Source organism: Streptomyces sp. NPDC087859 (assembly GCF_044742595.1).
Taxonomy (GTDB): Bacteria; Actinomycetota; Actinomycetes; order Streptomycetales; family Streptomycetaceae; genus Streptomyces; species Streptomyces canus_F.
Genome location: NZ_JBIUUU010000001.1, coordinates 576,325 through 599,854 on the forward strand (window position 1 = coordinate 576,325; position 23,530 = coordinate 599,854).

Below are 23,530 nucleotides of genomic sequence, written 5' to 3' on the forward strand. Positions count from 1 at the left end.
GGACGGACCCCCATGCGAAGCAGAGCCGCACTGATCGCCGGCACCGCAGCCGCCGCCCTCATGACAACGGGCATCACCGCCACCACCGCCCCCCAGGCCGCCGCCGCGGCCTGCGGCGAGGGCTCCTACCAGGCCGAGGCCGTACTGAACGGCGGCACCTGGACGGCCCGCCGCGGCAGCACGACGGTCTACACCGGCACGGACCTGCGCGCCGCGGCCCAGGCGGCCGTCAACAGCCTGACGTCGGGCCGCACCACGAAGGAACGGGTCGTCGTACGCGGCTCGGGCTCGATGTCGGCCGGCTCCCGCATCTCCCTGCCCAGCTACACGACCCTCGACGTCTGCGGCACCATCAACGTCACCGGCACGGGCAGCGGCGACCAGGCCCCCGTCTACTCCCGCGGCACCCGCGACATCGAGGTCCAGCACCTCAACCTCACCGGCAGCCCGCTCTACGGCGTCTTCCTGCGCAACGTCCAGAACGCGACCCTCGGCCAGCTCGACATGCGTCTGTCGGCGGGGCTCGGCGTACGCATCGACAACCGCGGCGACACCTCGCAATGGACGCGGAACGTCCGCATCGACAACGCGTACGTGTCCGGCGCGTCGAGCCACGCGGTGGAGACCTACGGCGTGGACGGCCTGACCATCGGCACCGTGACCGCGCGCAACGTGGGCGAGTCCGGCCTCCTCCTCAACCAGACCGTCAACGCGATGGTCACCAAGGTCGACGCGGAGAACGCCGGCACCGGCACGGGGTACGCCGCCTTCCGCATGGCCAACCGCAACGGCCGGGTGGGCAGCGCGTACCCCACCAACATCCGCGTCGGCGAGGTGATCGCGCGGGGCGGCGGCAGGGGCGTCTTCTGCGTCTCGGAGAGCGGCGGGGCGGTCATCGACAAGGTCACCCTCACGAACACCGGCAACAACTCGGTCCTGATCGAGAACTGCTACAACGTCAGCCTCGCCGCCCAGAGCGGCACCATCACCGGCGGTGGCGAACTGCGCCTCGCGGCCCGCTCGGAGTTCCCCAACAACGACAACATCACCGTCCAGAACCTCACGGTGACGAACTCGTCGATCCGCGAGAGCCCCTGCGGCACGAACACGACGTTCCGCAACATCACCCGCGTCAACACCACACAGACCGTCTGCTAGCCCCGGTCCGCCGCGCGGGGTGGGCTCCGCCTATCCCTCCGCCACCACCACGGCGGAGGCCACCCCCGCGTCATGGCTGAGCGACACGTGCCAGGACCGCACCCCGAGCTGCGCGGCCCGCGCCGCCACCGTCCCGGTGACCCGCAGCCTCGGCTGCCCACTGTCCTCGACGTACACCTCGGCATCGGTCCAGTGCAGCCCGGCAGGCGCCCCGAGCGCCTTGGCCAGGGCCTCCTTGGCGGCGAACCGGGCGGCGAGCGAGGCGACCCCCCGCCGCTCCCCGCTGGGCAACCACAGCTCACTGTCGAGAAACAGCCGCCGCGCCATCGCGGGCGTGCGCTCCAACGACGCCGCGAACCGCTCGATCTCCGCCACGTCGATCCCGACACCGATGATGCTCATGCGCAGCACCTTAAGGGGGGCGCCTCCCGCCCCCTTACTCCACCGTCACCGACTTGGCCAGGTTCCGGGGCTGGTCCACCTCGTTGCCCCGAGCCGTGGCCAGCTCGCACGCGAAGACCTGCAACGGCACCGTCGCCACCAGCGGCTGCAGCAACGTGGGCGTGGCCGGGATACGGATCAGATGGTCCGCGTACGGGACCACCGCCTCGTCCCCCTCCTCGGCGATCACGATCGTCCGCGCTCCCCGGGCCCTGATCTCCTGGATGTTGGACACGATCTTGTCGTGCAGCACGGACCGGCCTCGCGGCGACGGCACGACCACCACCACGGGCAGGTCCTCCTCGATCAGCGCGATCGGCCCGTGCTTCAACTCGCCCGCCGCGAAGCCCTCGGCGTGCATGTAGGCGAGTTCCTTCAGCTTCAGCGCCCCCTCCAGCGCCACCGGATACCCCACGTGCCGCCCGAGGAAGAGGACCGTGTCCTTCGAGGCCAGCGACCTGGCCAGGGCACGTACCGGCTCCATGGTCTCCAGCACCCGCTCCACCTCGCCGGAGATCTGCGACAGGTCCCGGATGACGGCGGAGATCTCGTCGCCCCACTTGGTGCCCCGCACCTGACCCAGGTACAGGGCCACCAGATAGCACGCCACCAACTGCGTCAGGAACGCCTTCGTCGACGCGACCGCCACCTCGGGCCCCGCGTGCGTGTACAGCACCGCGTCCGACTCACGAGGGATCGTGGAACCGTTGGTGTTGCAGATCGCCAGCACCTTCGAGCCCTGCTCCCGCGCATGCCGCAGCGCCATCAGCGTGTCCATGGTCTCCCCGGACTGCGAGATGGCGATCACCAGGGACCGCGCCCCCAGGATCGGGTCCCGGTACCGGAACTCGCTCGCCAGCTCCACCTCGCAGGGGATCCGGGTCCAGTGCTCGATGGCGTACTTGGCGATCAGCCCCGCGTGGAAGGCCGTACCGCACGCCACGATCACCACCTTGTCCACCTCGCGCAGCTCGGACGCGCTGATCCGCACCTCGTCCAGCGTGAGGGAACCGGCCGCGTCGATGCGGCCCAGCAGGGTGTCCGCGACCGCCTTCGGCTGCTCGGCGATCTCCTTGAGCATGAAGTAGTCGTAGCCGCCCTTCTCCGCGGCGGACGCGTCCCAGTCCACGTGGTACGACCTGACCTCCGCCGGACGGCCGTCGAAGCCCGTCACCGTCACCCCGTCCCGGCGCAGCTCCACCACCTGGTCCTGGCCCAGCTCGACCGCCGACCGGGTGTGGGCGATGAACGCGGCGACATCGGAGGCCAGGAACGCCTCCCCCTCCCCCACGCCCACCACCAACGGCGAGTTCCGCCGCGCCCCCACCACCACGTCCGGCTCGTCCGCGTGCACCGCGACCAGCGTGAACGCGCCGTCCAGCCGCCGGCACACCAGCCGCATCGCCTCCGCGAGATCGCCCGTCACGGAGAACTCCTCCGCCAGCAGATGCGCGACGACCTCCGTGTCCGTCTCGGAGGACAGCACATGCCCGCGCTCCGTCAGCTCGGCCCGCAGCGCGGCGAAGTTCTCGATGATCCCGTTGTGGACGACGGAGACCCGGCCCGCGTTGTCCAGATGGGGATGCGCGTTCGCGTCCGTCGGGGCGCCGTGCGTGGCCCACCGGGTGTGGCCGATGCCCGTCCCGCCGGTGGGCAGGGGCCGGTCCACCAGTTCCTTCTCCAGGTTGACGAGCTTGCCCGCCCTCTTGGCGGCCGCCAGCCCCCCGTCCGCCAGCACGGCGACGCCCGCCGAGTCGTACCCCCGGTACTCCAGCCGCTTCAGTCCGGCCATCACGACTTCGAGTGCCGACTGCGACCCCACGTAACCCACGATTCCGCACATGCGCCGCAGCCTAAAGGCGAAACCCCTCCAGAACAGAGCCCGAACCGGCCGCCGCCTGCCCGAAATCGGAAATCCCGGCGCCGTACGAGCCCCCTGCCGCGCTCCGGGGGCCCACCGCGTGACGGACCCCACCCGCCATCGCGTTCAAACTCCGTTAACAATGGACTGTGATCTCTCCGGTCTCCTCGATCCCCCGGAGCGCCCACCGGCACAAGCCGGAGGCGACTCCCTACGTCGACCTCACCCGCGCCGAGTGGAGCGCGCTGCGCCACAAGACGCCGCTGCCGCTCACCGCCGAGGAGGTCGAGAAGCTGCGCGGTCTGGGCGATGTGATCGACCTCGACGAGGTGCGCGACATCTATCTGCCGCTGTCACGGCTCCTCAATCTCTACATCGGCGCCACGGACGGCCTCAGAGGGGCGCTGAACACCTTCCTCGGCGAACAGGGCGCCCAGTCCGGCACCCCCTTCGTCATAGGGGTCGCGGGCTCGGTGGCCGGCGGCAAGTCCACGGTCGCCCGGCTGCTGCAGGCCCTGCTCTCCCGCTGGCCCGAGCACCCGCGCGTCGAGCGCGTGACGACGGACGGCTTCCTGCTGCCGACCAAGGAGTTGCAGGCCCGCGGTCTGATGTCGAGGAAGGGTTTCCCCGAGTCGTACGACCGACGGGCCCTGACCCGTTTCGTCGCCGACATCAAGGCGGGCAAGGACGAGGTGACGGCCCCCGTCTACTCCCACCTCATCTACGACATCGTCCCCGGCGAGAAGCTCGTCGTGCGCCGGCCGGACATCCTGATCGTCGAGGGCCTCAACGTCCTGCAACCGGCCCTCCCCGGCAAGGACGGCCGCACCCGCGTCGGCCTCGCCGACTACTTCGACTTCAGTGTGTACATCGACGCCGGCCCCGAGGACGTCGAGCGCTGGTACCTCAACCGCTTCAAGAAGCTGCGCGAGACGGCCTTCCAGAACCCCGACTCCTACTTCCGCAAGTGGACGCAGGTGTCGGAGGAGGAGGCCCTCGACTACGCCCGCACCCAGTGGCGCACCATCAACAAGCCCAACCTGATCGAGAACATCGCCCCCACCCGCGGCCGCGCCACCCTCGTCGTCCGCAAGGGCCCCGACCACAAGGTCCAGCGCCTGCGTCTGCGCAAGCTGTGAACTCCCGGACCGGGCTTGTTGCCTGTAGAAAGGCGTCATGCTGCATCTGCGCCTGATCACCCCGGCCGGGAAGACCGACGACGTGGTCCGGCTGATCGAGAAGACGGTCGGCACCACGCACCTGGTCGTGCTGCCGGGCGCCGCCCGCAACCCCGCCGGGGACGTCGTGATGTGCGACGTCGCCCGCGAGGCCGGCGACGAACTCATCGGCCTACTGCGCGAGTTGGACCTCGACAAGACCGGCTCCATCGCCGTCGAGAACATCGACCTGTCGCTGTCCGAGCGCGCCGACAAGGCCGAGCACGAGGCGCCGGGCGAGGGCGCGGACGCGGTCCTGTGGGAGCACCTGACGGATGCGACCCACGAGGAGTCGACGCTCTCCGTCACCTACGTCGCGTTCATCACGCTGGCCACGATGATCGCCGCCTGCGGTGTGGTCCTCGACAACGCGATCCTGATCGTGGGCGCGATGGCGGTGGGCCCGGAGTTCGGCCCCCTGGCCGCGTTCAGCACGGCGATCGTCCAACGCCACCCCAGGCTGGCGCTGCGCTCACTGATCGCGCTGCTGGTGGGCTTCGCGGTGGCCATGGCCCTGACGGTGGGCTTCAGTTGGCTCATGGACGCCCTGGGCCTGTTCCACAAGTCCGACCTGGAGGGCGACCGGCCCAACACGGCCTTCGTCTACGCCCCCGACGCCTTCTCGTTCGTGGTGGCGGTCCTGGCGGGCATCGCCGGCACCCTCTCCCTGACGTCGGCGAAGTCGGGCGCACTGGTGGGAGTCGCCATCTCGGTGACGACGGTCCCGGCCGCGGCGAACGCGGCGGTGGCCCTGGCCTACGGCGACATGAAACAGACCGTGGGCTCGACGAACCAGTTGCTGCTGAACCTCCTGGGCATCGTCCTGGCCAGCACCCTCACGTTGCTCCTCCAGAAGTGGCTCTGGAAACGCCCTCAGATGCAACGCCCGTAGGGGCGTGGGGAACTGCGCGACCAGCCACGACGAGCCCGAAAGCCCGCCACGCGCAGAACCCCCACCCCGAACCCGGCGTCCTAGCCGAGCGCCGACTTCACCGCATCGGCCAACCGCCCGGCCACAGACCGAGCCTGATCGATGTCCGCGGCCTCGACCATCACCCGCACAAGCGGCTCGGTCCCGGAGGGCCGCAACAACACCCGCCCGGTCTCACCGAGTTCCCGCTCGGCCTCGGCGACCGCCGCAGCCAGCTCACCCGAGGTCCCCACCCGCGCACGATCCACGTCCGGCACATTGATGAGCACCTGCGGCAGCCGCTGCATCACCGACGCGAGCTCCCGCAACGACCGCCCGGTGGCCGCGACCCGGGCCGCGAGCATGAGCCCCGTCAGCGTCCCGTCACCGGTCGTGGCGTGGTCCAGGATGATGACGTGCCCGGACTGCTCGCCTCCGAGCGCGTACCCGTGCTCCTTCATCGCCTCCAGGACGTACCGGTCACCCACCGCCGTCTGGATGAGGCGAATCCCCTCCCGCTCCATCGCCAGCTTGAACCCGAGGTTCGACATGACGGTCGCGACGACGGTGTCGGCCCGGAGCGCGGAGCGTTCCCGCATCGCCAGCGCGATGACGGCCATGATCTGGTCGCCGTCCACCTCTTCGCCGGTGTGGTCCACGGCGAGGCAGCGGTCGGCGTCCCCGTCGTGCGCGATGCCGAAGTCGGCCCCGTGCTCCACGACGGCGGCCTTCAGCAGGCCCAGGTGGGTCGAGCCGCACCCGTCGTTGATGTTGAGCCCGTCCGGCGACGCACCGATCGTGATCACTTCGGCTCCGGCCCGCGTGAACGCCTCCGGCGAGACCCGCGCGGCGGCACCGTGCGCCTCGTCGAGGACGATCTTCAGGCCTTCGAGCCGGTTCGGGAGGACGCCGATGAGATGGGCGACGTACTGGTCGAAGCCCTCCAGGTACTCACGGACGCGCCCCACGCCCGAGCCCGTCGGCCGGTCCCAGGGCTCGCCGTGCCGGTGGGACTCGTAGACCGACTCGATCCGCTCCTCCAGCTCGTCGTCGAGCTTGTGCCCGCCGCGCGCGAGGAACTTGATGCCGTTGTCGGGCATGGCGTTGTGGCTGGCGGACAGCATGACGCCGAGGTCGGCACCGAGGGCGCCCGTGAGATAGGCCACGGCCGGTGTCGGCAGGACGCCGACCCGCAGGACGTCGATCCCCGCGCTCGCGAGGCCCGCGACCACGGCGGCCTCCAGGAACTCCCCGGACGCGCGCGGATCCCGTCCGACCACCGCCGTCGCCCGGTGGCCCGCAAAGGTACCCGCCTCGGCCAGTACGTGGGCCGCCGCTACCGACAGACCCAGGGCCATCTCGGCCGTCAGGTCCGCGTTGGCGACGCCGCGCACGCCGTCCGTGCCGAAGAGTCGTCCCACTTGTCCTCCTGAAAGAGCGCTGCTACTCGGAGATCATCCGATCGCACAAGTCTTAGAACGTCTTGTGCCGTTATACGCCTAAGGCTGTGATAAACGAACGCCCCGGCGGCACTGTGGCGTGCCGCCGGGGCGTTCGGACGTACTGCTGACGTGCGAGTACGAGCTGCAGGCAGCGAAGCTTAACGCTTGCTGTACTGCGGGGCCTTGCGGGCCTTCTTGAGACCGGCCTTCTTGCGCTCGACCGCACGGTCGTCGCGGCGGAGGAAGCCGGCCTTCTTGAGGGCGCCGCGGTTGTTGTCCACGTCGGCCTCGTTCAGCGCGCGGGCCACGCCGAGGCGCAGGGCGCCGGCCTGGCCGGAGACACCGCCACCCGCGATGCGGGCGATGACGTCGTAGCGGCCCTCGAGCTCGAGCACCTTGAAGGGCTCGTTGACTTCCTGCTGGTGCACCTTGTTGGGGAAGTAGTCCTCAAGGGTGCGACCGTTGATCTTCCACTTGCCGGTGCCCGGGACGATCCGGACGCGGGCGATGGCGTTCTTGCGACGGCCCAGGCCGGCGGCCGGCTGCGGGTCGCCGAAGCGGCCGGCGAGGGACTCCGAGGTGTACTCACCCTCGAGGGGGACCTCGGACTCGGTGGTGTAGCTCTCCATGTCGACGAGCTCGGTCTCGGTCTCTTCGACCGGCTGCTCAACGGTGGTCTCGGCCACGGTTCTCCTCAGATCTTTTCTGTTTAGGGGTGTGGCCGGAACTACTGCGCGACCTGGGTGATCTCGAACGGCACCGGCTGCTGGGCAGCGTGGGGGTGCTGGTCGCCCGAGTAGACCTTCAGCTTCGAGAGCATCTGACGGCCCAGGGTGTTCTTGGGGATCATGCCCTTGATGGCCTTCTCGACGGCCTTCTCGGGGTTCTTCGCCAGCAGCTCGTCGTAACGGACGGAGCGCAGACCACCCGGGTACCCGGAGTGGCGGTACGCCAGCTTCTGGGTCTTCTTGTTGCCGGACAGGTGAACCTTGTCGGCGTTGATGATGATGACGAAGTCGCCCATGTCCATGTGCGGGGCATAGGTCGGCTTGTGCTTGCCACGGAGGAGGTTCGCGGCAGTGGTAGCCAGACGGCCCAGGACGATGTCCTGAGCGTCAATGACGTGCCACTGGCGAGTCACATCGCCGGGCTTGGGGCTGTACGTACGCACTTCGCAGCCTTCTTCTTCAGTGGATGGGTGCTGACACATGGCATCACTGAAGCGATCGTGCAGCTGGGGACGACAGTGCCGGGACCGATGCCCGTATGCCGCCCACTGGTAACTGCTCCAGGGAACCTACGTAAGGGCCTCTCGCCTGAGAACGACCAAGCCAATACGCATAACAAGCGGCAAGAGTACTCGCGCTGCCCCGGACGGGTCAAAACGAGTACGCGCTTCGACCCCTCCCGCCCCCCGTCTAAGATGCGCCCCATGAGCTTTGGGCAGCAGGGGGGACCCCCGTCCCAGTGGGATCCCTGGAAACCGAATTCCCAGCAGCCGTGGACCGGCAGCGGCGACGGCCCGACCCCGGACTGGGCCGCGCTCGCCGAGGCGTCGGAGACCCGTAACAAACGCCGCAGGCTGCTTTTCATCGGCGGTGGCGCCCTCGCCACCGTGGCGATAGGCACCGCCGTGGCCGTGGCCGTGGTGTCGGCGAACGGGGACAGTGAGGCGTCCACCGCGTCCTCGCTGCCCGCGACCGCGGACATCCCGAGCCGGTCCGCCACGGCCCCGTCCTTCGCGCCGACCAGCGCCCCGCCACCGCTGGACCCGAAGGAGTTCGTCTCCAGCAAGACCAAGGACACCGCCCCGATCGGCGCGGACATCCTCTTCCCGGGCACGCAGCTGACCATGGGCGAGACGGTCTACAAGAAGGGCCCGACGACCGACACCAAGAACTGCGCCTCGGTCGCCCAGGGCACCCTGCCGAAGATCCTCAACGCCAACGACTGCACGCGCCTGATGCGGGTGACGTACGTCAAGGGCGGCGTCGCGGTGACGGTCGGCGTGGCCGTCTTCGACACCGAGGCACAGGCGACCAAGGTCAAGACCCAGGCCGACGACAAGAGCGTCGTGCGGTCCCTGTCCGGCAAGGGCGTGAAGTCCTTCTGCGACTCCGCGATCTGCCGTACGACGACCAACTCCTACGGCCGCTACGCCTACTTCACGACCGCCGGCTTCACCAACGGCAAGAACGTCACGGAGAAGAGCACCCAGGTCTTCTCCACCGGCGACGACCTGGCCGAGTTCACCTTCCGCCAGATCCGCCGCCGCGGCGAGGCCCAGGCGTCGGCGGCAGCGAACGAGTAGCGAGCGCGTCGATCCGCCGGCCCCCGGAGGCCGGCGGATCCCGGTCGGGGCCGCTCAGCTGTGCCGGTTGCGCATCCGCAGCCGCAGCGGCACCAGCGCCGACTCGATCTGCGTCGAGAGGTTCATCTTGGAGACGCCCTCGGTGCGCTCCTCGAAGCGGATCGGGATCTCGACGGCGCTGTGCCCGGCCCGGACGGCCTTGAACTTCAGCTCGACCTGGAAGCTGTAGCCGGCGCTGTCCAGGGTCGCCAGATCCACGTCACGCAGCGTGGCGGCCGACCACAGGTTGAAACCGGCCGTGATGTCCCGGATCTTCGTGCCGAGCACGGTCCGGGCGTAGCGGTTGGCGAAGCGGGACAGCAGGACGCGGTGCCTGCCCCACTCCTCGTCCAGCGAGCCGCCCTCGACGTACCGGCTGCCGACGACCAGGCCGACGCCGGAGGCCACGGCCGTGCCGAGCATGCGTGGGACCGCTTCCACGGGGTGGCTGCCGTCGGCGTCCATCTGGATCACGTACTCGGCGCCCTCGGCGAGCGCGGCGCTCATGCCCGCGACGTACGCGCGCCCGAGGCCGTCCTTCTCGGTGCGGTGCAGCACGCTCATGCGGCGGCGCCCGTGAGCCCGGTCCGCGTTGTACTTCTCCGCGAGCTCCTCGGCGATCCGCCCCGTCCCGTCGGGGCTGGAGTCGTCGACGATCTTCAGATGCAGCCCGTCGATCGGCAGACCGAGGACGAGCTCGGCCATCCTGGGCAGGTTCGCCGCCTCGTTGTACGTCGGCATCACGATGGTGACCGGTACGCCGGGGTGTCTGTCGTAGGCAGTCATGTCTTTCCGTTTCCCTCCCCTAGAGGCCCTGAAGGGGCCTCTCCTCAACCGGCGCGGGTCTGCCCAGCGCGCGGAAGTGCCAGCCCGCCGCGGACCAGCGGTCCCCGTCGAGCGCCCCCCGGCCGTCCACGATCAGCGGACGGGCCACCAGCGACGCGGCCCGTTCCGGGTCGATCTCCCGGAACTGCGGCCACTCGGTCAGATGCAGCACGAGGTCGGCTCCCCTGAGCGCCTCCTCGGCCGACATCGCGTATCCGAGGAGCGGGAACGCCTTGCGGGCGTTGTCCAGCGCCTCGGGGTCGTACACCGTGACGTCGGCGCCGTCCAGGCGCAGACGGGCGGCCACGTTGAGCGCGGGCGAGTCCCGGATGTCGTCCGAGTCCGGCTTGAACGCCGCGCCCAGTACGGCGATACGGGCCCCCAGCACCGCACCTCCGCACAGCTCCCGCGCCAGCTCGACAACCTTGTCGCGGCGGCGCATGTTGATCGCGTCCACCTCGCGCAGGAACGCCAGCGAGACCCCCAGCTCGTCGGCGCGGTGCGCGAAGGCGCGGATGTCCTTGGGCAGACAGCCCCCGCCGAAGCCGACGCCGGCCCGCAGGAACTTCTTCCCGATCCGGTCGTCGTGGCCGATGGCCTCGGCCAGGACGCCGACGTCGCCGCCCGTCGCCTCGCAGAGCTCGGCCATCGCGTTGATGAAGGAGATCTTGGTGGCGAGGAAGGCGTTGGCGGCCGTCTTGACCAGCTCGGCGGTCGGGAAGTCGGCGGTGACCAGCGGGGTGCCGGCCTCCAGCACGGGCTCGTACACCTTGCGGAGGATCGTTTCCGCATGTGCGGATCGGACACCGATGACCAGCCGGTCGGGCCGCAGCGTGTCCTCGACGGCGAAGCCCTCCCGCAGGAACTCCGGGTTCCAGGCGACCTCGACGCCCAGCGTCCCGGCGAGCCGCTCCGCCGTGCCCACCGGCACGGTCGACTTCCCGACCAGCAGCGAGCCCTCGGCCGCGTGCTCGGCGATCGCCGCGAAAGCCGCGTCGACATAGGTGAGGTCGGCGCCCTCGGAGTCCTTGCGCTGCGGGGTGCCGACACACACGAAGTGCACCTCGCCGAAGGCCCCGGCCTCCGTGTGGTCGGTGGTGAACCTCAGCCGCCCGGTCGCCGTGTGCTTCCGGATCAGCTCGGGCAGCCCGGGCTCATGGAACGGCACCTGGCCGGCCCGCAGCGCGGCGATCTTGTCCGGGTCGACGTCGACGCCGACCACCTCATGACCGAGCTCCGCCATGCAGGCGGCGTGGGTGGCACCGAGGTAGCCGGTGCCGATGACGGTGAGCCGCATGGTTTACGGCCTTTCGTGAATACAGGGGTGAGGAAGAACAGAGGAGGGCGACCGGTTCAGGACGTCTTCGTCCAGACCTGGTACCAGCCGGTGCCGCCCGAGCTGAGCTTGAACGGGATCTTGCCGACCAGGCGGTAGTGCCCGCTCTTGGTCACCTGCTGCTCGAGGTACTTGTCGAGGTCCGGCGTCGCGACGCCGTCCAGCACGATCAGATCGAAGTAGCCGGCCTCGATGGCGAGCCGGTACCCCTCCCTGCCGTGGTGGATCCTGCCCTTCTTGTCCGAATAGCCGATGCCGTACGTCGACGTCCACTGGTCGTGGTTGGTCTTGTCCTGCAGGTAGTAGACGGGCACCTCGTACGTGGCGCCGAGGTACTTGGCCTTGGGCTTCATGTACGGCTCGATGGCCTTGACGAGCGGCGTGGAGTCGGGCCACAGCCCGAACCGCCACTCGGACTGCGAGACGCCGAGGCACAGCGCGGTGACCCAGATCAGGATGCCCAGCTGCGGATAGCGGAAGTGCTTGCCGACCAGCCGGATGACACCGACGCCGGCCATCGGGGCGGCGAAGAGCAGACCGAAGTCGAGGTGCTTGTAGAGCGAGACCGAGGTGCTGAGGTGGATCTGGTACGCCGGAGCCAGCAGCGCCGTGCCCGCCAGCACCAGGCCGAGCAGCGCGCGCCAGCGCCAGCCGGGGCCGCCCAGTCCGTGCGAGCGCGGGGACTCGTTCATCCGGCCGCGCAGCGCGTAGGCGACGGTGCCCGCGACGGCGGCGGCGAACATCAGCCCGCCCCACTCCACGGACTTCTCCACCAGGGACATCGCGGTGTCGGTGCCGTGGGCACGGTTGGTGGTGGTCGCCTTCACACCGGCGAGCACATCGGTGTACACCAGGCCGACCCCGACCAGCGCGGCGGTGCCGAGGCCGAGCAGGAACGCGCGGAGCAGACAACGCCACCCCTTGTGGTGCCAGGCCGTCAGCGCGGCGAGCACGACGAGGGTGGGCAGGTACAGCGCGGACGCGTACTTCACCGCGACCGCCAGCACGATCACCGGAGCGGCGAGCAGCACGGCGGCCGCGGGTGCCCGGTTGGTGCGGACGACGATCCAGGCGGCCAGGGCCAGCAGGAAGATCGCCGGAGCGTCGTAGGTGGCGAACCAGCCGAGCACGATGCTCGGCTGCGTGACCGCGAACAGCGCGGCGGCGACCAGCGCCACCCGCTCGTTGAACATGCGCCGGCTGAAGGAGTACAGCAGCGCGGTCGCACCCAGCATGCACAGCAGGCTCAGCGCGCGGGCGCCGGAGAGCCCGAACCAGCCGTCGACGACAGCCGCGGCGACCGGATAGAGGACCGGCGACCCGGAGAAGTACGACTCGTACCCGCTGTGCAGCGGGGTGCCGTTCATCCAGTGGTCGATGATGTTGTGGCCCGCGGCCAGGTAGAGGGCCTCGTCCTGGAAGGCGGTGTTGGACAGCCGCAGCGACAGCACCGTCTGGATCAGCAGAATGACCAGCAGGACACCACGGCTGACCCACGCCCGCCGCTTGCTCGGGGTGTCGTCCCAGCCCGCGTCCGGCGTCTCGGGGATGTGGTAACCGGGCTCGTCGTCGGGCACCTGCTGGTACTCGACCGTACGCAGGGCGTACGTCGGCTGGTCGTCGTAACCCCTCTGCGACTGCTCGGGGACGGCGGCCTGGTGAGGCTGCTGCGGGTCCTGGTACGGGTACTGCGTGTTGTCGTAGCTGTACGTCTGCTGCTGGTACGGCTGCTGCTGGTACTGCTGCTGCTGGTACTGCTGCTGCGAGGCGCGGCCGTCGGAGTTGAACCAGCTGCCGTCGTCGTCGGCGTACGGATCGTAGGGCTGCGGCGTGTAGTGATCGTGTCGGGAAGTCATCACGGCTTCCGTACGTCGAAGCCGAAACGGTCGTCCGCGGCCAGCTGCTTGAACTCCTGAAGGGCCAGCGGGCTCGCCTCCAACCGCCAGTCGGCACGCTTCTTGTGGTTGAACCAGATGAAGCCGAGCATGTCGTCGTCGGCCTCCACACCCGCGAACAGATTGCGGATGTCGGCCCGTCGCCGCTCACCCGCCATGGCCGCGGTCTCCAGCAGAAGCATCGGCTTCTTGGTGAAGGTGCGGATCTGGTCGATGGTGGGACCGAAGACGCTGTCGAACGCGTTGTCGTCGTCGATCGTCCAGTAGCCGATCAGACCGACCCAGTCGACGTAGGCATCGCCTGGGTAGTACGGCTCGAGCTTGACGCTCTTGACCGGGTTGATGATGTTGGGCGACCAGGCCCAGATCACGTTCGAGGCGCCGGCGTCGATGAAGGTCTCGTGGATGTGCCGCCAGGCTGCCACGTACTGCTCGGGGGTCGTGTGCTTGGTCCCCCACTTCTCCCAGTGGCCGTTGAACTCGTCGGCGAAGTCGATCACCACGGGGAGGTTCAGCTTGCGGACCGCCGTCGCGTACTTCTTGATGTACGCGTCCGACTCACCGGCAGCGATGTCGGCGACACTGGTGTCGAAGGGCTCCCAGGACATCAGCGTCATGGCGCCCTCCTTCCAGGCCTTGCGCACACCGCTGGCGTCGAAGCCGTCGCCCCAGGCGGCGTAGTACTCGATGAGGTTCGGCTGCTTGCCGGTCATCTCGGTGTACGCGTCGACGCCCTTCATGGAGGTCGGCGCGCCCGCCACCGCGGCCCCGTAGTACTTCTTCTTCGGCTTGATCAGCGGTACGACGTCGTAGGGAACGTCCGACTCCGCGCTCTGCGACCGATCGGCGTCCCCCTCGGCCTGTCCGGCCGGTGAGCCGTTGTTCGAGTCGGCGAGCACGGAGCAGCCGCTGAGGGCCAGCGCGGTGAGCAGGACGGCGGTCAGTGCGGTGCGCGTGCGGGTGCGAAGCTGCATCAGACGGCCTCCTTCTCGCGGGGCTGGACCAGCACACGGCCCACGACGAGGGCGTAGAAGAGTCCGGAGGACAGGATCAGGGCGAAGTCCGGGGCGTCCATGGTGAACGTCCGGTACACGGCGCCGACCACCCAGATCAGGGCGGTGCCGCCGCTCCAGACCCACATGCCGATCCAGAAGCGGCGGGTCTTGTTCTTCTTGGCTCCGGAGGATCCGGTGGGCTGCCAGCCCATGCGGTTCTTGCGCAGGATGTCCCAGATGGCGAAGACGTGCGCCCAGCCGTACATCATGCGGGCGGCCCAGGCCTCCAGCCGATAGGGCGCCTTGTGCCACATCGGGAAGACGATCGTGGTGTAGATGATGCTGGGCGCCACCATGAGCAGATGCTCGACCTGGAGCTTGTCCGGCATCATCACCAGCAGCACGATGGGGATGACCGGCGCCGCGAAGGTGAACAGCGCGGTGTGGATGTAGTAGAAGAACCCGGACATGTAGCACAGCCGGCTGGAGAGCTTGATCTTGCGCTCCCAGAACTTCTTGCTGCCGAGCAGGCTCATCGACCCGGAGCACCAGCGGTACTGCTGGTTGAAGAAGGCGCCGGCGGTGTCCGGGCACACTCCGGTGGAGACGGCGACCGGCACATACCGCAGGTCCCAGCCCAGGCCCCGCAGGTCGAAGCCGGTGTGCACGTCCTCGGAGTGCTCGATCAGCGTCGTACCGCCGTTGGTCTCCAGCGCGGCCCGCCGGTACACGGCACAGGAGCCCACGCAGATCGCGCCGTCACTGCCCTGCCGGGAGACCTGCACGGACCGGTAGAACAGCTCCTGCACGGCGCCCGCGCCACGCTCGATCCAGTTCTGCGAGTCCAGCACCCGGAAGTACTGCGGGGACTGGACGATACCGATGCCCGGGTCGGACTCCATGTACGGCAGCAGCTCTTGGAGCAGGTCGGCACGCGGGGTGAAGTCGGCGTCCAGGATGAGGATGTACTTGCCGTCGGACTGCCCGAACCCGAAGTGCAGATTGCCGGCCTTCTTGAACCAGCCGCGGTTCTCGCGGGTGCCGTAGCGGAACCCGAAGTCCCGGGCCATCGCCTCCAGCTGGGGGTCGGCGCCGTCGTCGAGGACGAACGGGACGCAGACGCCCGGGTAGTGGTCGGCCATGTCCCGGACATGGCGCCAGGTGTTGTGCAGCACCTCGATGGGCTCACCGCACACCGGCAGGAACACGTCGACCGTGGGATAGACCTCGGGACGCCAGTTGTGGACCAGCCGCTTGTGGTACGCGATGTCGAAGTCCCTGGTGAAACCATTCACCCGGAGCGATATCAAGTAGTAGACGACCGTGAAGACCAGCAGCGGTGTGTAGATCCAAAGCACCGGCGTGGACTTCGCCAGCTCGAACTGGCTCACCACCAGGCAGCAGAAGCTGATCAGCGAGCTGATCGTCAGAATCCACAGGTTCCGCCGGGCATAGGAGTACTTCTCCTTGTCCGACGGCGGCAGCGGCAGCAGCCCCAGGGGAGCGCTCCCACTTCGTCCAGCCCTGCGCCGTCCACTGTTCTGGCGCGCGTTGCGACGCCCCCCGGTCCGTACAGGACCCACTGAACTCATGAAAAAAGAAACCACCCATGGGCCTCACCGGCCCGTCGACCCCCACCCGTGCTCGGCCTCCCCAATCGAACCAATGGCCGAGCTGCGAAAGATTAACCGAAGTTATGTAGATGACGTAAGGGTCGGAAGGAGGCTTACGCCGGGTAAGACGCGACATGTCCGCTATCTGCGGCGAAATGAGGGGTAACTAACAGGTTTCACAACCGGACGACCCGGGCAACGAGCGCCGATTCCGGGCCTCCCTGCTCCGCGCGGCCAGCAATGCGTCGGCCGGGTAGCCGACTTCCTCGAGCGTCAGCCCGTGCGGCCGTACGACATGCACGGCGGAGTCCCTGACCCCCGCGGCCAGCACCTTTCCCGGCCACTCCGGCCCCCGGTGCCCGTCCCCCACGAACAGCAGCGCCCCGATCAGCGAGCGCACCATGTTGTGGCAGAAGGCATCGGCCCGGACCGTGGCGGTGATGATCCCGTCCTCGCCTCGCACCAGGCTCAGCTCCTGGAGCGTACGAATGGTGGTCGCACCCTCCCGCTTCTTGCAGTAGGCGGCGAAGTCGTGCTCCCCGAGGAGCCGCCCGGCGGCCTCGTTCATCGCATCGACGTCGAGCGGCCAGTCGTGCCACAGGACATGACTCCGCAGCAGCGGGTCCACACCCCCGGGGTTGTCGGTGACGCGATAGGCGTACCGCCGCCAGACGGCGGAGAACCGGGCGTTGAACCCGCTGGGCGCCTCACGCAGCGCCCACACCCGGACGTCCTTCGACAGCCGCCCGGCGAGCCGCTTGAGCAACTTCTCGTGATGCTCGCCCCAGACCTCCCGAGGCAGATCGACATGCACGACCTGCCCCCGCGCATGCACCCCGGCATCGGTCCGCCCGGCCACGGTCAGCTCGTACGTCTCCCGGGACCGGGTCACCGTACGCAGCGCGTCCTCGACCTCTCCCTGCACGGTCCGCCGCCCCCCGGCCTGCTTGGCCCACCCGGAGAACTCGCTCCCGTCGTACGACAGATCCATCCGCACCCGCACGAACCCGGGCTCTACTTCGTCACTCACACAGAGATCCTCTCAGGAACACGAAAGCGGGCCCGCTCCCCAAAAGGAACGGGCCCGCTTTGTCAACGCGAGGCAGAGCCTCAGGCGTCCTTGGACTCCTCGGCGGCGTCCTCGGCCTCGTCGGCCTTGGTCACGTCGACCTTGGTCTCCTCGGCGACCGGAGCAGCCTCGGCGTCCTTCGCGGCACGCTTGGTGGCGGCCTCGGCCTCACCCGTCGCCTCCTGCGCGACCGTCAGCGCCTCGACCAGCTCGATGACAGCCATGGGCGCGTTGTCGCCACGACGGTTACCGATCTTGGTGATACGGGTGTAGCCACCCGGACGGTTCTCGTACCGCGGGCCGATCTCGGTGAAGAGCGTGTGGACGACGCCCTTGTCCGTGATGACCTGGAGCACCTGGCGGCGGTTGTGAAGGTCGCCCTTCTTCGCCTTGGTCACCAGACGCTCGGCGTACGGACGCAGCTTGCGCGCCTTCGCCTCGGTCGTGGTGATACGGCCGTGCTCGAACAGCGCCTTCGCGAGGTTCGCGAGGAGGAGCTTCTCGTGCGCGGCACTGCCGCCCAGACGGGCACCCTTGGTGGGCTTCGGCATTTCTTTCTCCTTGGTCTGCCCCGGCCGTATCAGGTACCGGGGTCAGGAACCCGATGAGCGGATGCTCACCGGCAACGACCGATCAGTACTGCTCGGTCTCCACGAAACCCGCGTCCGCGTCGTCGTCGGCACCGAAGGCGTCGGCGGCGGCGGTCGGGTCGAATCCGGGCGGGCTGTCCTTGAGGGCCAGGCCCATGCCGGCCAGCTTCGCCTTGACCTCGTCGATGGACTTCGCACCGAAGTTACGGATGTCCAGGAGGTCGGCCTCGGAGCGGGCGACGAGCTCACCCACGGAGTGGATGCCCTCACGCTTGAGGCAGTTGTACGACCGAACGGTGAGCTCCAGCTCCTCGATCGGCAGCGCCAGATCAGCGGCAAGGGCAGCGTCCGTGGGGGACGGGCCCATGTCGATGCCCTCGGCGTCGATGTTCAGCTCGCGGGCGAGACCGAACAGCTCCACCAGCGTCTTACCGGCCGACGCCATGGCGTCACGCGGACGCATCGCCTGCTTGGTCTCGACATCGACGATCAGCTTGTCGAAGTCGGTCCGCTGCTCGACACGCGTCGCCTCGACCTTGTACGTGACCTTCAGAACCGGCGAGTAGATCGAGTCGACCGGGATGCGCCCGATCTCCTGACCGACCTGCTTGTTCTGCACGGCGGAGACATAGCCACGGCCACGCTCGACCGTCAGCTCCATCTCCAGCTTGCCCTTGCCGTTCAGCGTGGCCAGGACCAGGTCGGGGTTGTGCACCTCGACACCGGCCGGAGGCGCGATGTCGGCGGCGGTGACCAGACCCGGACCCTGCTTGCGCAGGTACATCACGACCGGCTCGTCGTGCTCCGAGGAGACGACCAGCTGCTTGATGTTGAGGATCAGGTCGGTGACGTCCTCCTTGACGCCCGGCACGGTGGTGAACTCGTGCAGGACACCGTCGATGCGGATGCTGGTGACAGCAGCGCCGGGGATCGACGACAGGAGGGTACGGCGGAGGGAGTTGCCGAGGGTGTAGCCGAAGCCCGGCTCCAGCGGCTCGATCACGAACCGGGAGCGGAACTCGTCGACGACCTCTTCGGTCAACGAGGGACGCTGAGCGATCAGCATGGTGCGTTCCTTCTGTCAGGGGCGCCCGCTATTTGACGCCCTGATTTGTTACAAGGGTACGGGCGATACGACTCCGAAGAGTCATACCGCCCGAAAACCTCAGACCAAGCAGCCGTGCGTCAGACGCGGCGGCGCTTGGGCGGACGGCAGCCGTTGTGCGGGGTCGGCGTGACGTCCTGGATCGAGCCGACCTCGAGGCCGGTGGCCTGGAGGGAGCGGATCGCGGTCTCACGGCCGGAGCCGGGACCCTTGACGAACACGTCAACCTTGCGCATGCCGTGCTCCTGCGCGCGGCGGGCGGCCGACTCGGCGGCCATCTGCGCGGCGAAGGGGGTGGACTTGCGCGAGCCCTTGAAGCCGACGTGGCCGGCGGAGGCCCAGGAGATCACGTTGCCCGAGGGGTCCGTGATCGAGACGATCGTGTTGTTGAACGTGCTCTTGATGTGGGCGTGCCCATGAGCGACGTTCTTCTTTTCCTTGCGGCGCACCTTCTTGGCAGCGCCCTGACGACCCTTGGGGGGCATCTAGTAACTCCTACGGGGAGGTGGTCGGTCCTACAGCGAAGACCGCTGATGAAGCGTTGTCCGCTGAGGACTACTTCTTGCCCGGCTTCTTCTTGCCGGCGATGGCGCGACGCGGGCCCTTGCGGGTACGAGCGTTCGTGCTGGTGCGCTGACCGCGGACGGGCAGACCACGACGGTGACGGAGACCCTGGTAGCAACCGATCTCCACCTTGCGGCGGATGTCGGCCTGGACCTCACGACGGAGGTCACCCTCGGTCTTGATGTTGTTGTCGACGTACTCACGAATCGCGACGAGCTGCTCCTCGGAGAGGTCGCGAACGCGGGTGTTCGGGTCGACGCCGGTCTCGGCCAGCGTCAGCTGGGAGAGAGTACGGCCAATACCGAACACGTAGGTCAGGGCGACCTCCACGCGCTTTTCGCGCGGGATGTCAACACCGGAAACGCGTGCCATTCAATGGCTCCTGGTGATCTTCGGAGGTCTTCCACAGAACCGGTTCCCAGCCGCCGTACCAGGTACGAACTGGGTCCCCGGCCTCCGAACCGGGGGTGTCAGACACCGTGGTGCCTGGGTTCTGCGTATGAACAAATTCAGCTCGCGTCGCGCGAATCTCTGCGATATCGATGCAGAGGGAAAGGTCGTGCGTCAGCCCTGGCGCTGCTTGTGGCGCGGGTTCTCGCAGATGACCATGACCCGACCGTGACGGCGGATCACCCTGCACTTGTCGCAGATCTTCTTGACGCTCGGCTTGACCTTCATTAGTGAGGTTCTCCGGGTCAGTGCCACCACCCCGCCGAAACGGGATGCGGGCAAGATCTACTTGTAGCGGTAGACGATCCGGCCACGCGTCAGGTCGTACGGAGACAGCTCCACCACGACCCGGTCGTCAGGGAGGATACGGATGTAGTGCATACGCATCTTGCCGCTGATGTGTGCCAGGACCTGGTGGCCGTTCTGGAGCTCGACCTTGAACATGGCGTTCGGAAGAGACTCGACGACAGTGCCCTCGATCTCGATGGCACCTTGCTTCTTGGCCACGCTTCGCCCTTCGAATCGACTACCTTGATCGACTCTGCGCGAGCGCATGCAGACATGCGGGTGCACGAGAGCCGACGAGTCAGTCTACGTCAGCACACCCGGAAAGACGAATCGAGGAAGAATGCCCGGGAGGGGAGATCTTTAAGCACGCGGAGGGCGACAGCGCTCCGTCAGGGACGCGGGGAACCGCGCGATCAACCACGACGCACCCGCGGTCGCCCGACGACGGAACCTCCCCGGAAAGCGCTCAGGCCAGCGGATCCGGGGCGGCGACGACGCCGTACTCCGCCAGCTTCGCCTTGCCCCCGTCGGGAGCGGTGAGCACCAGCGGACCGTCCACCGTCAACGCGACGGAGTGCTCCCAGTGCGAGGACCACGTACCGTCCGTCGTGATGACGGTCCAGTCGTCGGAGAGGACCTCGGTCCTGGGCGTCCCCAGCGACACCATCGGCTCGATCGCGAGGCAGAACCCGGGAACCAGCTTCGGCCCCTTCCCCCGCCGCCGGTCGACGTAGTTCAGCAGATGCGGGTCCATGTGCATCTCGGTACCGATGCCATGGCCGCCGTAGTCCTCGATGATCCCGTAGCGCCCGCCGCCGGCCTTCGGCTGCCGACGGATGTACGTCTCGATGGCCTTCGACACGTCCACCAGCCGGTTGCCCTGCTTCATCGCGGCGATACCGGCCCACATGGACTCTTCCGTCACCCGGGACAGCTCAAGGAGCTCCGGGGCGTGACCGGACCCCACGAAGGCCGTGTAGGCCGCGTCACCGTGCCAGCCGTCGACGATCGCGCCGCAGTCGATGGAGATGATGTCGCCGTCCGCCAGGACCACGTCCTCGGACGGGATGCCGTGGACCACGACCTCGTTCACGGAGGTGCAGATCGTCGCCGGGAAACCGCCGTACCCCAGGAAGTTCGACTTCGCCCCGTGCTCGGCGAGCACCTTCCGCGCGACCTCGTCCAGGTCCTTCGTGGACGCCCCGGGCACAGCGGCCTCCCGGGTGGCCGCGTGGATGGCGGCGACGACCAGTCCCGCCTCACGCATCTTGGCGATCTGCTCGGGGGTCTTGATCTGCACCATGGGGGCCTGCGCTCTCCGTCACTCGCCGGTTCGGTTTACACAACAGTACGGCCGTGCAGTCCCTCGGGACTCCACGGCCGTACCAGGACGACGACTACTGGTCGTCGCCCTCACGCTTCAGTCCGGCCAGCGCACGAGTGGTGACCTCGTCCACCGGACCCATGGCCTCGATCGTCACGACCAGGCCCTGCGACTTGTAGTAGTCGATGATCGGCTCGGTCTGCGTGTGGTAGACCTCGAGCCGCGTGCGGACGGTGGCCTCGGAGTCGTCGTCCCGCTGGTACAGCTCGCCGCCGCAGACGTCACAGACGCCTTCCTTGGCCGGCTTCTTGTACGTCACGTGGAAGACGTGCGAGGAGTCGTTACGGCAGATGCGCCGACCGGCGATCCGCTTGACGACCTCCTCCTCGGGGGCCTCCAGATCCAGCACCGCGTCCAGCTTGATGCCCTCGGTGGTGAGCAGCTCGTCCAACGCCTCGGCCTGTGAGACGTTCCGCGGGAAGCCGTCCAGCAGGAAGCCGTTCACGGCGTCCGGCTGTTCCATACGGTCCTTCGCCATCGCGATGGTGACCTCGTCGGGGACGAGGTTGCCGGCGTCCATGTAGGACTTCGCGAGTTTGCCAAGGTCCGTCTGCTGGCTGATGTTGGCGCGGAACAGGTCGCCCGTGGAGATGTGCGGGACACGCAGTTTCTCGGCGAGGCGCGTGGCCTGCGTTCCCTTTCCGGCGCCAGGCGGCCCGACGAGGACGATTCGCATCAGCGGAGGAACCCTTCGTAATTGCGCTGCTGGAGCTGGCTCTCGATCTGCTTCACCGTCTCAAGACCCACACCCACGATGATCAGGATGCTGGTCCCGCCGAACGGGAAGTTCTGGTTTGCCCCGAAACCAACCAACGCCATCGTCGGGACGAGAGCGATCAGACCCAAGTACAGCGAACCCGGCCAGGTGATCCGGTTGAGTACGTAGGAGAGGTACTCAGCGGTCGGTCGGCCAGCCCGGATGCCCGGGATGAAGCCACCATACTTCTTCATGTTGTCGGCGACTTCCTCGGGGTTGAAGGAGATCGCGACGTAGAAGAAGGCGAAGAAAACGATCAGCAAGAAGTACATGGTGATGTAAATCGGGTGGTCGCCCTTGGTGAGATTCTGCTCGACCCAGGTCTTCCAGCCGGAGTTGCTGCTCGAGAACTGCGCAATGAGAGCCGGGATGTACAGCAGCGACGACGCGAAGATGACGGGAATCACACCCGCCTGGTTCACCTTCAGCGGGATGTACGTGGACGTCCCGCCGTAGGCGCGGCGGCCGATCATCCGCTTCGCGTACTGAACCGGGATACGGCGCTGAGCCTGCTCGACGAAGACCACCAGACCGACCATGACCAGGCCGACCGCGACGACGGTGCCGAACTCGATCCAGCCGTCGGCCAGGGTGCCCTGCTTCTTGATGGCCCACAGCGCCGACGGGAAGGTGGCGGCGATCGAGATGAACATCAGGATCGACATGCCGTTGCCGATACCGCGGTCGGTGATGAGCTCACCGAGCCACATCACGACGGCCGTACCGGCGGTCATGGTGATGACCATGACGATCGTGGAGAAGATCGAGCGGTCCGGGACGATGGACGACGCGGCGGTGCAGCCGGAGAACAGCGCACCGCTGCGGGCGGTGGCGACGAGGCCCGTGCCCTGAAGGATGGCGAGCGCCACGGTCAGGTAGCGGGTGTACTGCGTGATCTTCGCGGTACCGGCCTGGCCCTCCTTCTTGAGGGCTTCCAGGCGCGGGATGACCACGGTCAGCAGCTGAAGGATGATGCTCGCCGTGATGTACGGCATGATCCCGAGCGCGAAGATGGTGATCTGCAGCAGCGCTCCGCCGCTGAACATGTTGACCAGACCGAAGAGGCCCTGGTTCGCGGACGCCTCGTCGACGCACTGCTGAACGGACTTGTAGTCGACGCCGGGGATCGGGACGTGGGTACCCACTCGGTACACCACGATGATGCCCAGCGTGAAGAGCAGCTTCTTGCGCAGGTCGGGCGTCTTGAACGCCCGGGCGAACGCGGTGAGCACGGTGCCTCCTGCGACCCCCGCGCTACTGCGTCAAGGGTGACGGTCTTG

24 protein-coding genes are annotated in these 23,530 nt (G+C 68.0%); 4 read left to right on the forward strand and 20 right to left on the reverse strand.

Going from position 1 to position 23,530, the window contains the following annotated elements; all coding sequences use genetic code 11:
* Positions 1-12: 12 nt before the first annotated feature.
* A complete protein-coding gene (locus ACIOHP_RS02640) occupies positions 13-1,158 on the forward strand; it encodes a hypothetical protein (RefSeq protein WP_401882670.1) in 1,146 nt (381 codons plus the stop codon).
* Between the two features lie 30 nt (positions 1,159-1,188).
* Here ACIOHP_RS02640 and ACIOHP_RS02645 read toward each other — a convergent pair whose 3' ends face one another.
* Together ACIOHP_RS02645 and glmS are read right to left on the reverse strand one after the other, a co-directional pair.
* Positions 1,189-1,560, reverse strand: a complete 372-nt coding sequence (locus tag ACIOHP_RS02645) for a holo-ACP synthase (RefSeq protein ID WP_351679577.1) — start codon at positions 1,558-1,560, stop codon at positions 1,189-1,191.
* Between the two features lie 34 nt (positions 1,561-1,594).
* Entirely contained in the window at positions 1,595-3,442 is a 1,848-nt protein-coding gene (gene glmS, locus ACIOHP_RS02650; RefSeq protein ID WP_401882673.1) for a glutamine--fructose-6-phosphate transaminase (isomerizing), read from the reverse strand.
* 167 nt (positions 3,443-3,609) lie between these two features.
* Between glmS and coaA the strand changes: the two genes are divergently transcribed.
* Both coaA and ACIOHP_RS02660 read left to right on the forward strand, forming a co-directional pair.
* Entirely contained in the window at positions 3,610-4,599 is a 990-nt protein-coding gene (gene coaA / locus ACIOHP_RS02655; protein ID WP_307027030.1) for a type I pantothenate kinase, read from the forward strand.
* Between the two features lie 37 nt (positions 4,600-4,636).
* Positions 4,637-5,569, forward strand: a complete 933-nt coding sequence (locus ACIOHP_RS02660; protein WP_401882676.1) for a DUF389 domain-containing protein — start codon at positions 4,637-4,639, stop codon at positions 5,567-5,569.
* An 80-nt stretch (positions 5,570-5,649) separates the two neighbouring features.
* On the opposite strand, the gene glmM is transcribed toward ACIOHP_RS02660, so the two are convergent.
* The 3 genes from glmM to rplM all read right to left on the reverse strand — a co-directional run bounded on the left by glmM (position 5,650) and on the right by rplM (position 8,200).
* Entirely contained in the window at positions 5,650-7,008 is a 1,359-nt protein-coding gene (gene glmM, locus ACIOHP_RS02665; protein WP_361550712.1) for a phosphoglucosamine mutase, read from the reverse strand.
* Between the two features lie 179 nt (positions 7,009-7,187).
* Positions 7,188-7,715 (reverse strand): 30S ribosomal protein S9, encoded by a 528-nt coding sequence (gene rpsI, locus ACIOHP_RS02670; RefSeq protein WP_401882680.1) that lies wholly within the window; start codon positions 7,713-7,715, stop codon positions 7,188-7,190.
* A 41-nt stretch (positions 7,716-7,756) separates the two neighbouring features.
* On the reverse strand, positions 7,757-8,200 hold the full coding sequence (rplM, locus tag ACIOHP_RS02675; RefSeq protein WP_045559465.1) for a 50S ribosomal protein L13: 444 nt from the start codon (positions 8,198-8,200) through the stop codon (positions 7,757-7,759).
* 261 nt (positions 8,201-8,461) lie between these two features.
* Between rplM and ACIOHP_RS02680 the strand changes: the two genes are divergently transcribed.
* Positions 8,462-9,340 (forward strand): hypothetical protein, encoded by an 879-nt coding sequence (locus tag ACIOHP_RS02680; RefSeq protein WP_401882683.1) that lies wholly within the window; start codon positions 8,462-8,464, stop codon positions 9,338-9,340.
* 54 nt (positions 9,341-9,394) lie between these two features.
* Here ACIOHP_RS02680 and ACIOHP_RS02685 read toward each other — a convergent pair whose 3' ends face one another.
* The 15 genes from ACIOHP_RS02685 to secY all read right to left on the reverse strand — a co-directional run bounded on the left by ACIOHP_RS02685 (position 9,395) and on the right by secY (position 23,482).
* Positions 9,395-10,165, reverse strand: a complete 771-nt coding sequence (locus tag ACIOHP_RS02685; RefSeq protein ID WP_401882686.1) for a polyprenol monophosphomannose synthase — start codon at positions 10,163-10,165, stop codon at positions 9,395-9,397.
* A gap of 19 nt (positions 10,166-10,184) precedes the next feature.
* Entirely contained in the window at positions 10,185-11,501 is a 1,317-nt protein-coding gene (locus ACIOHP_RS02690; RefSeq protein ID WP_401882689.1) for a UDP-glucose dehydrogenase family protein, read from the reverse strand.
* Positions 11,502-11,557: 56 nt separating this feature from the next.
* Entirely contained in the window at positions 11,558-13,396 is a 1,839-nt protein-coding gene (locus tag ACIOHP_RS02695) for an ArnT family glycosyltransferase (protein WP_401882692.1), read from the reverse strand.
* Positions 13,396-14,409: a glycosyl hydrolase gene (locus ACIOHP_RS02700; RefSeq protein WP_361550696.1), complete on the reverse strand. Its 1,014-nt coding sequence runs from the start codon at positions 14,407-14,409 to the stop codon at positions 13,396-13,398. Before ACIOHP_RS02700 ends, ACIOHP_RS02695 begins: the two co-directional genes overlap by 1 nt.
* Positions 14,409-15,824 carry a glycosyltransferase family 2 protein gene (locus tag ACIOHP_RS02705; RefSeq protein ID WP_361551066.1) on the reverse strand — a complete coding sequence of 472 codons (1,416 nt, stop codon included), beginning with the start codon at positions 15,822-15,824 and terminating at the stop codon, positions 14,409-14,411. The genes ACIOHP_RS02700 and ACIOHP_RS02705 overlap by 1 nt, the downstream gene beginning before the upstream one ends.
* A 385-nt stretch (positions 15,825-16,209) precedes the next feature.
* Complete coding sequence (gene truA / locus ACIOHP_RS02710) at positions 16,210-17,073, reverse strand: tRNA pseudouridine(38-40) synthase TruA (protein ID WP_361550693.1); 864 nt, start codon at positions 17,071-17,073, stop codon at positions 16,210-16,212.
* An 80-nt stretch (positions 17,074-17,153) separates the two neighbouring features.
* On the reverse strand, positions 17,154-17,663 hold the full coding sequence (gene rplQ / locus ACIOHP_RS02715; RefSeq protein WP_361550690.1) for a 50S ribosomal protein L17: 510 nt from the start codon (positions 17,661-17,663) through the stop codon (positions 17,154-17,156).
* Positions 17,664-17,745: 82 nt separating this feature from the next.
* Entirely contained in the window at positions 17,746-18,768 is a 1,023-nt protein-coding gene (locus ACIOHP_RS02720) for a DNA-directed RNA polymerase subunit alpha (RefSeq protein ID WP_003966937.1), read from the reverse strand.
* Positions 18,769-18,887: 119 nt separating this feature from the next.
* Positions 18,888-19,292: a 30S ribosomal protein S11 gene (gene rpsK / locus ACIOHP_RS02725; protein ID WP_003956432.1), complete on the reverse strand. Its 405-nt coding sequence runs from the start codon at positions 19,290-19,292 to the stop codon at positions 18,888-18,890.
* Between the two features lie 70 nt (positions 19,293-19,362).
* Positions 19,363-19,743, reverse strand: a complete 381-nt coding sequence (gene rpsM, locus ACIOHP_RS02730) for a 30S ribosomal protein S13 (protein ID WP_046263515.1) — start codon at positions 19,741-19,743, stop codon at positions 19,363-19,365.
* Between the two features lie 192 nt (positions 19,744-19,935).
* Positions 19,936-20,049: a 50S ribosomal protein L36 gene (gene rpmJ, locus ACIOHP_RS02735; protein WP_003998809.1), complete on the reverse strand. Its 114-nt coding sequence runs from the start codon at positions 20,047-20,049 to the stop codon at positions 19,936-19,938.
* Positions 20,050-20,106: 57 nt separating this feature from the next.
* A complete protein-coding gene (gene infA / locus ACIOHP_RS02740; RefSeq protein WP_003948620.1) occupies positions 20,107-20,328 on the reverse strand; it encodes a translation initiation factor IF-1 in 222 nt (73 codons plus the stop codon).
* A 247-nt stretch (positions 20,329-20,575) separates the two neighbouring features.
* On the reverse strand, positions 20,576-21,412 hold the full coding sequence (gene map, locus ACIOHP_RS02745; RefSeq protein WP_266888952.1) for a type I methionyl aminopeptidase: 837 nt from the start codon (positions 21,410-21,412) through the stop codon (positions 20,576-20,578).
* Positions 21,413-21,506: 94 nt separating this feature from the next.
* Positions 21,507-22,169 (reverse strand): adenylate kinase, encoded by a 663-nt coding sequence (locus tag ACIOHP_RS02750; RefSeq protein ID WP_046263517.1) that lies wholly within the window; start codon positions 22,167-22,169, stop codon positions 21,507-21,509.
* Positions 22,169-23,482: a preprotein translocase subunit SecY gene (secY, locus tag ACIOHP_RS02755; RefSeq protein WP_361481027.1), complete on the reverse strand. Its 1,314-nt coding sequence runs from the start codon at positions 23,480-23,482 to the stop codon at positions 22,169-22,171. Before secY ends, ACIOHP_RS02750 begins: the two co-directional genes overlap by 1 nt.
* Positions 23,483-23,530: the final 48 nt, after the last annotated feature.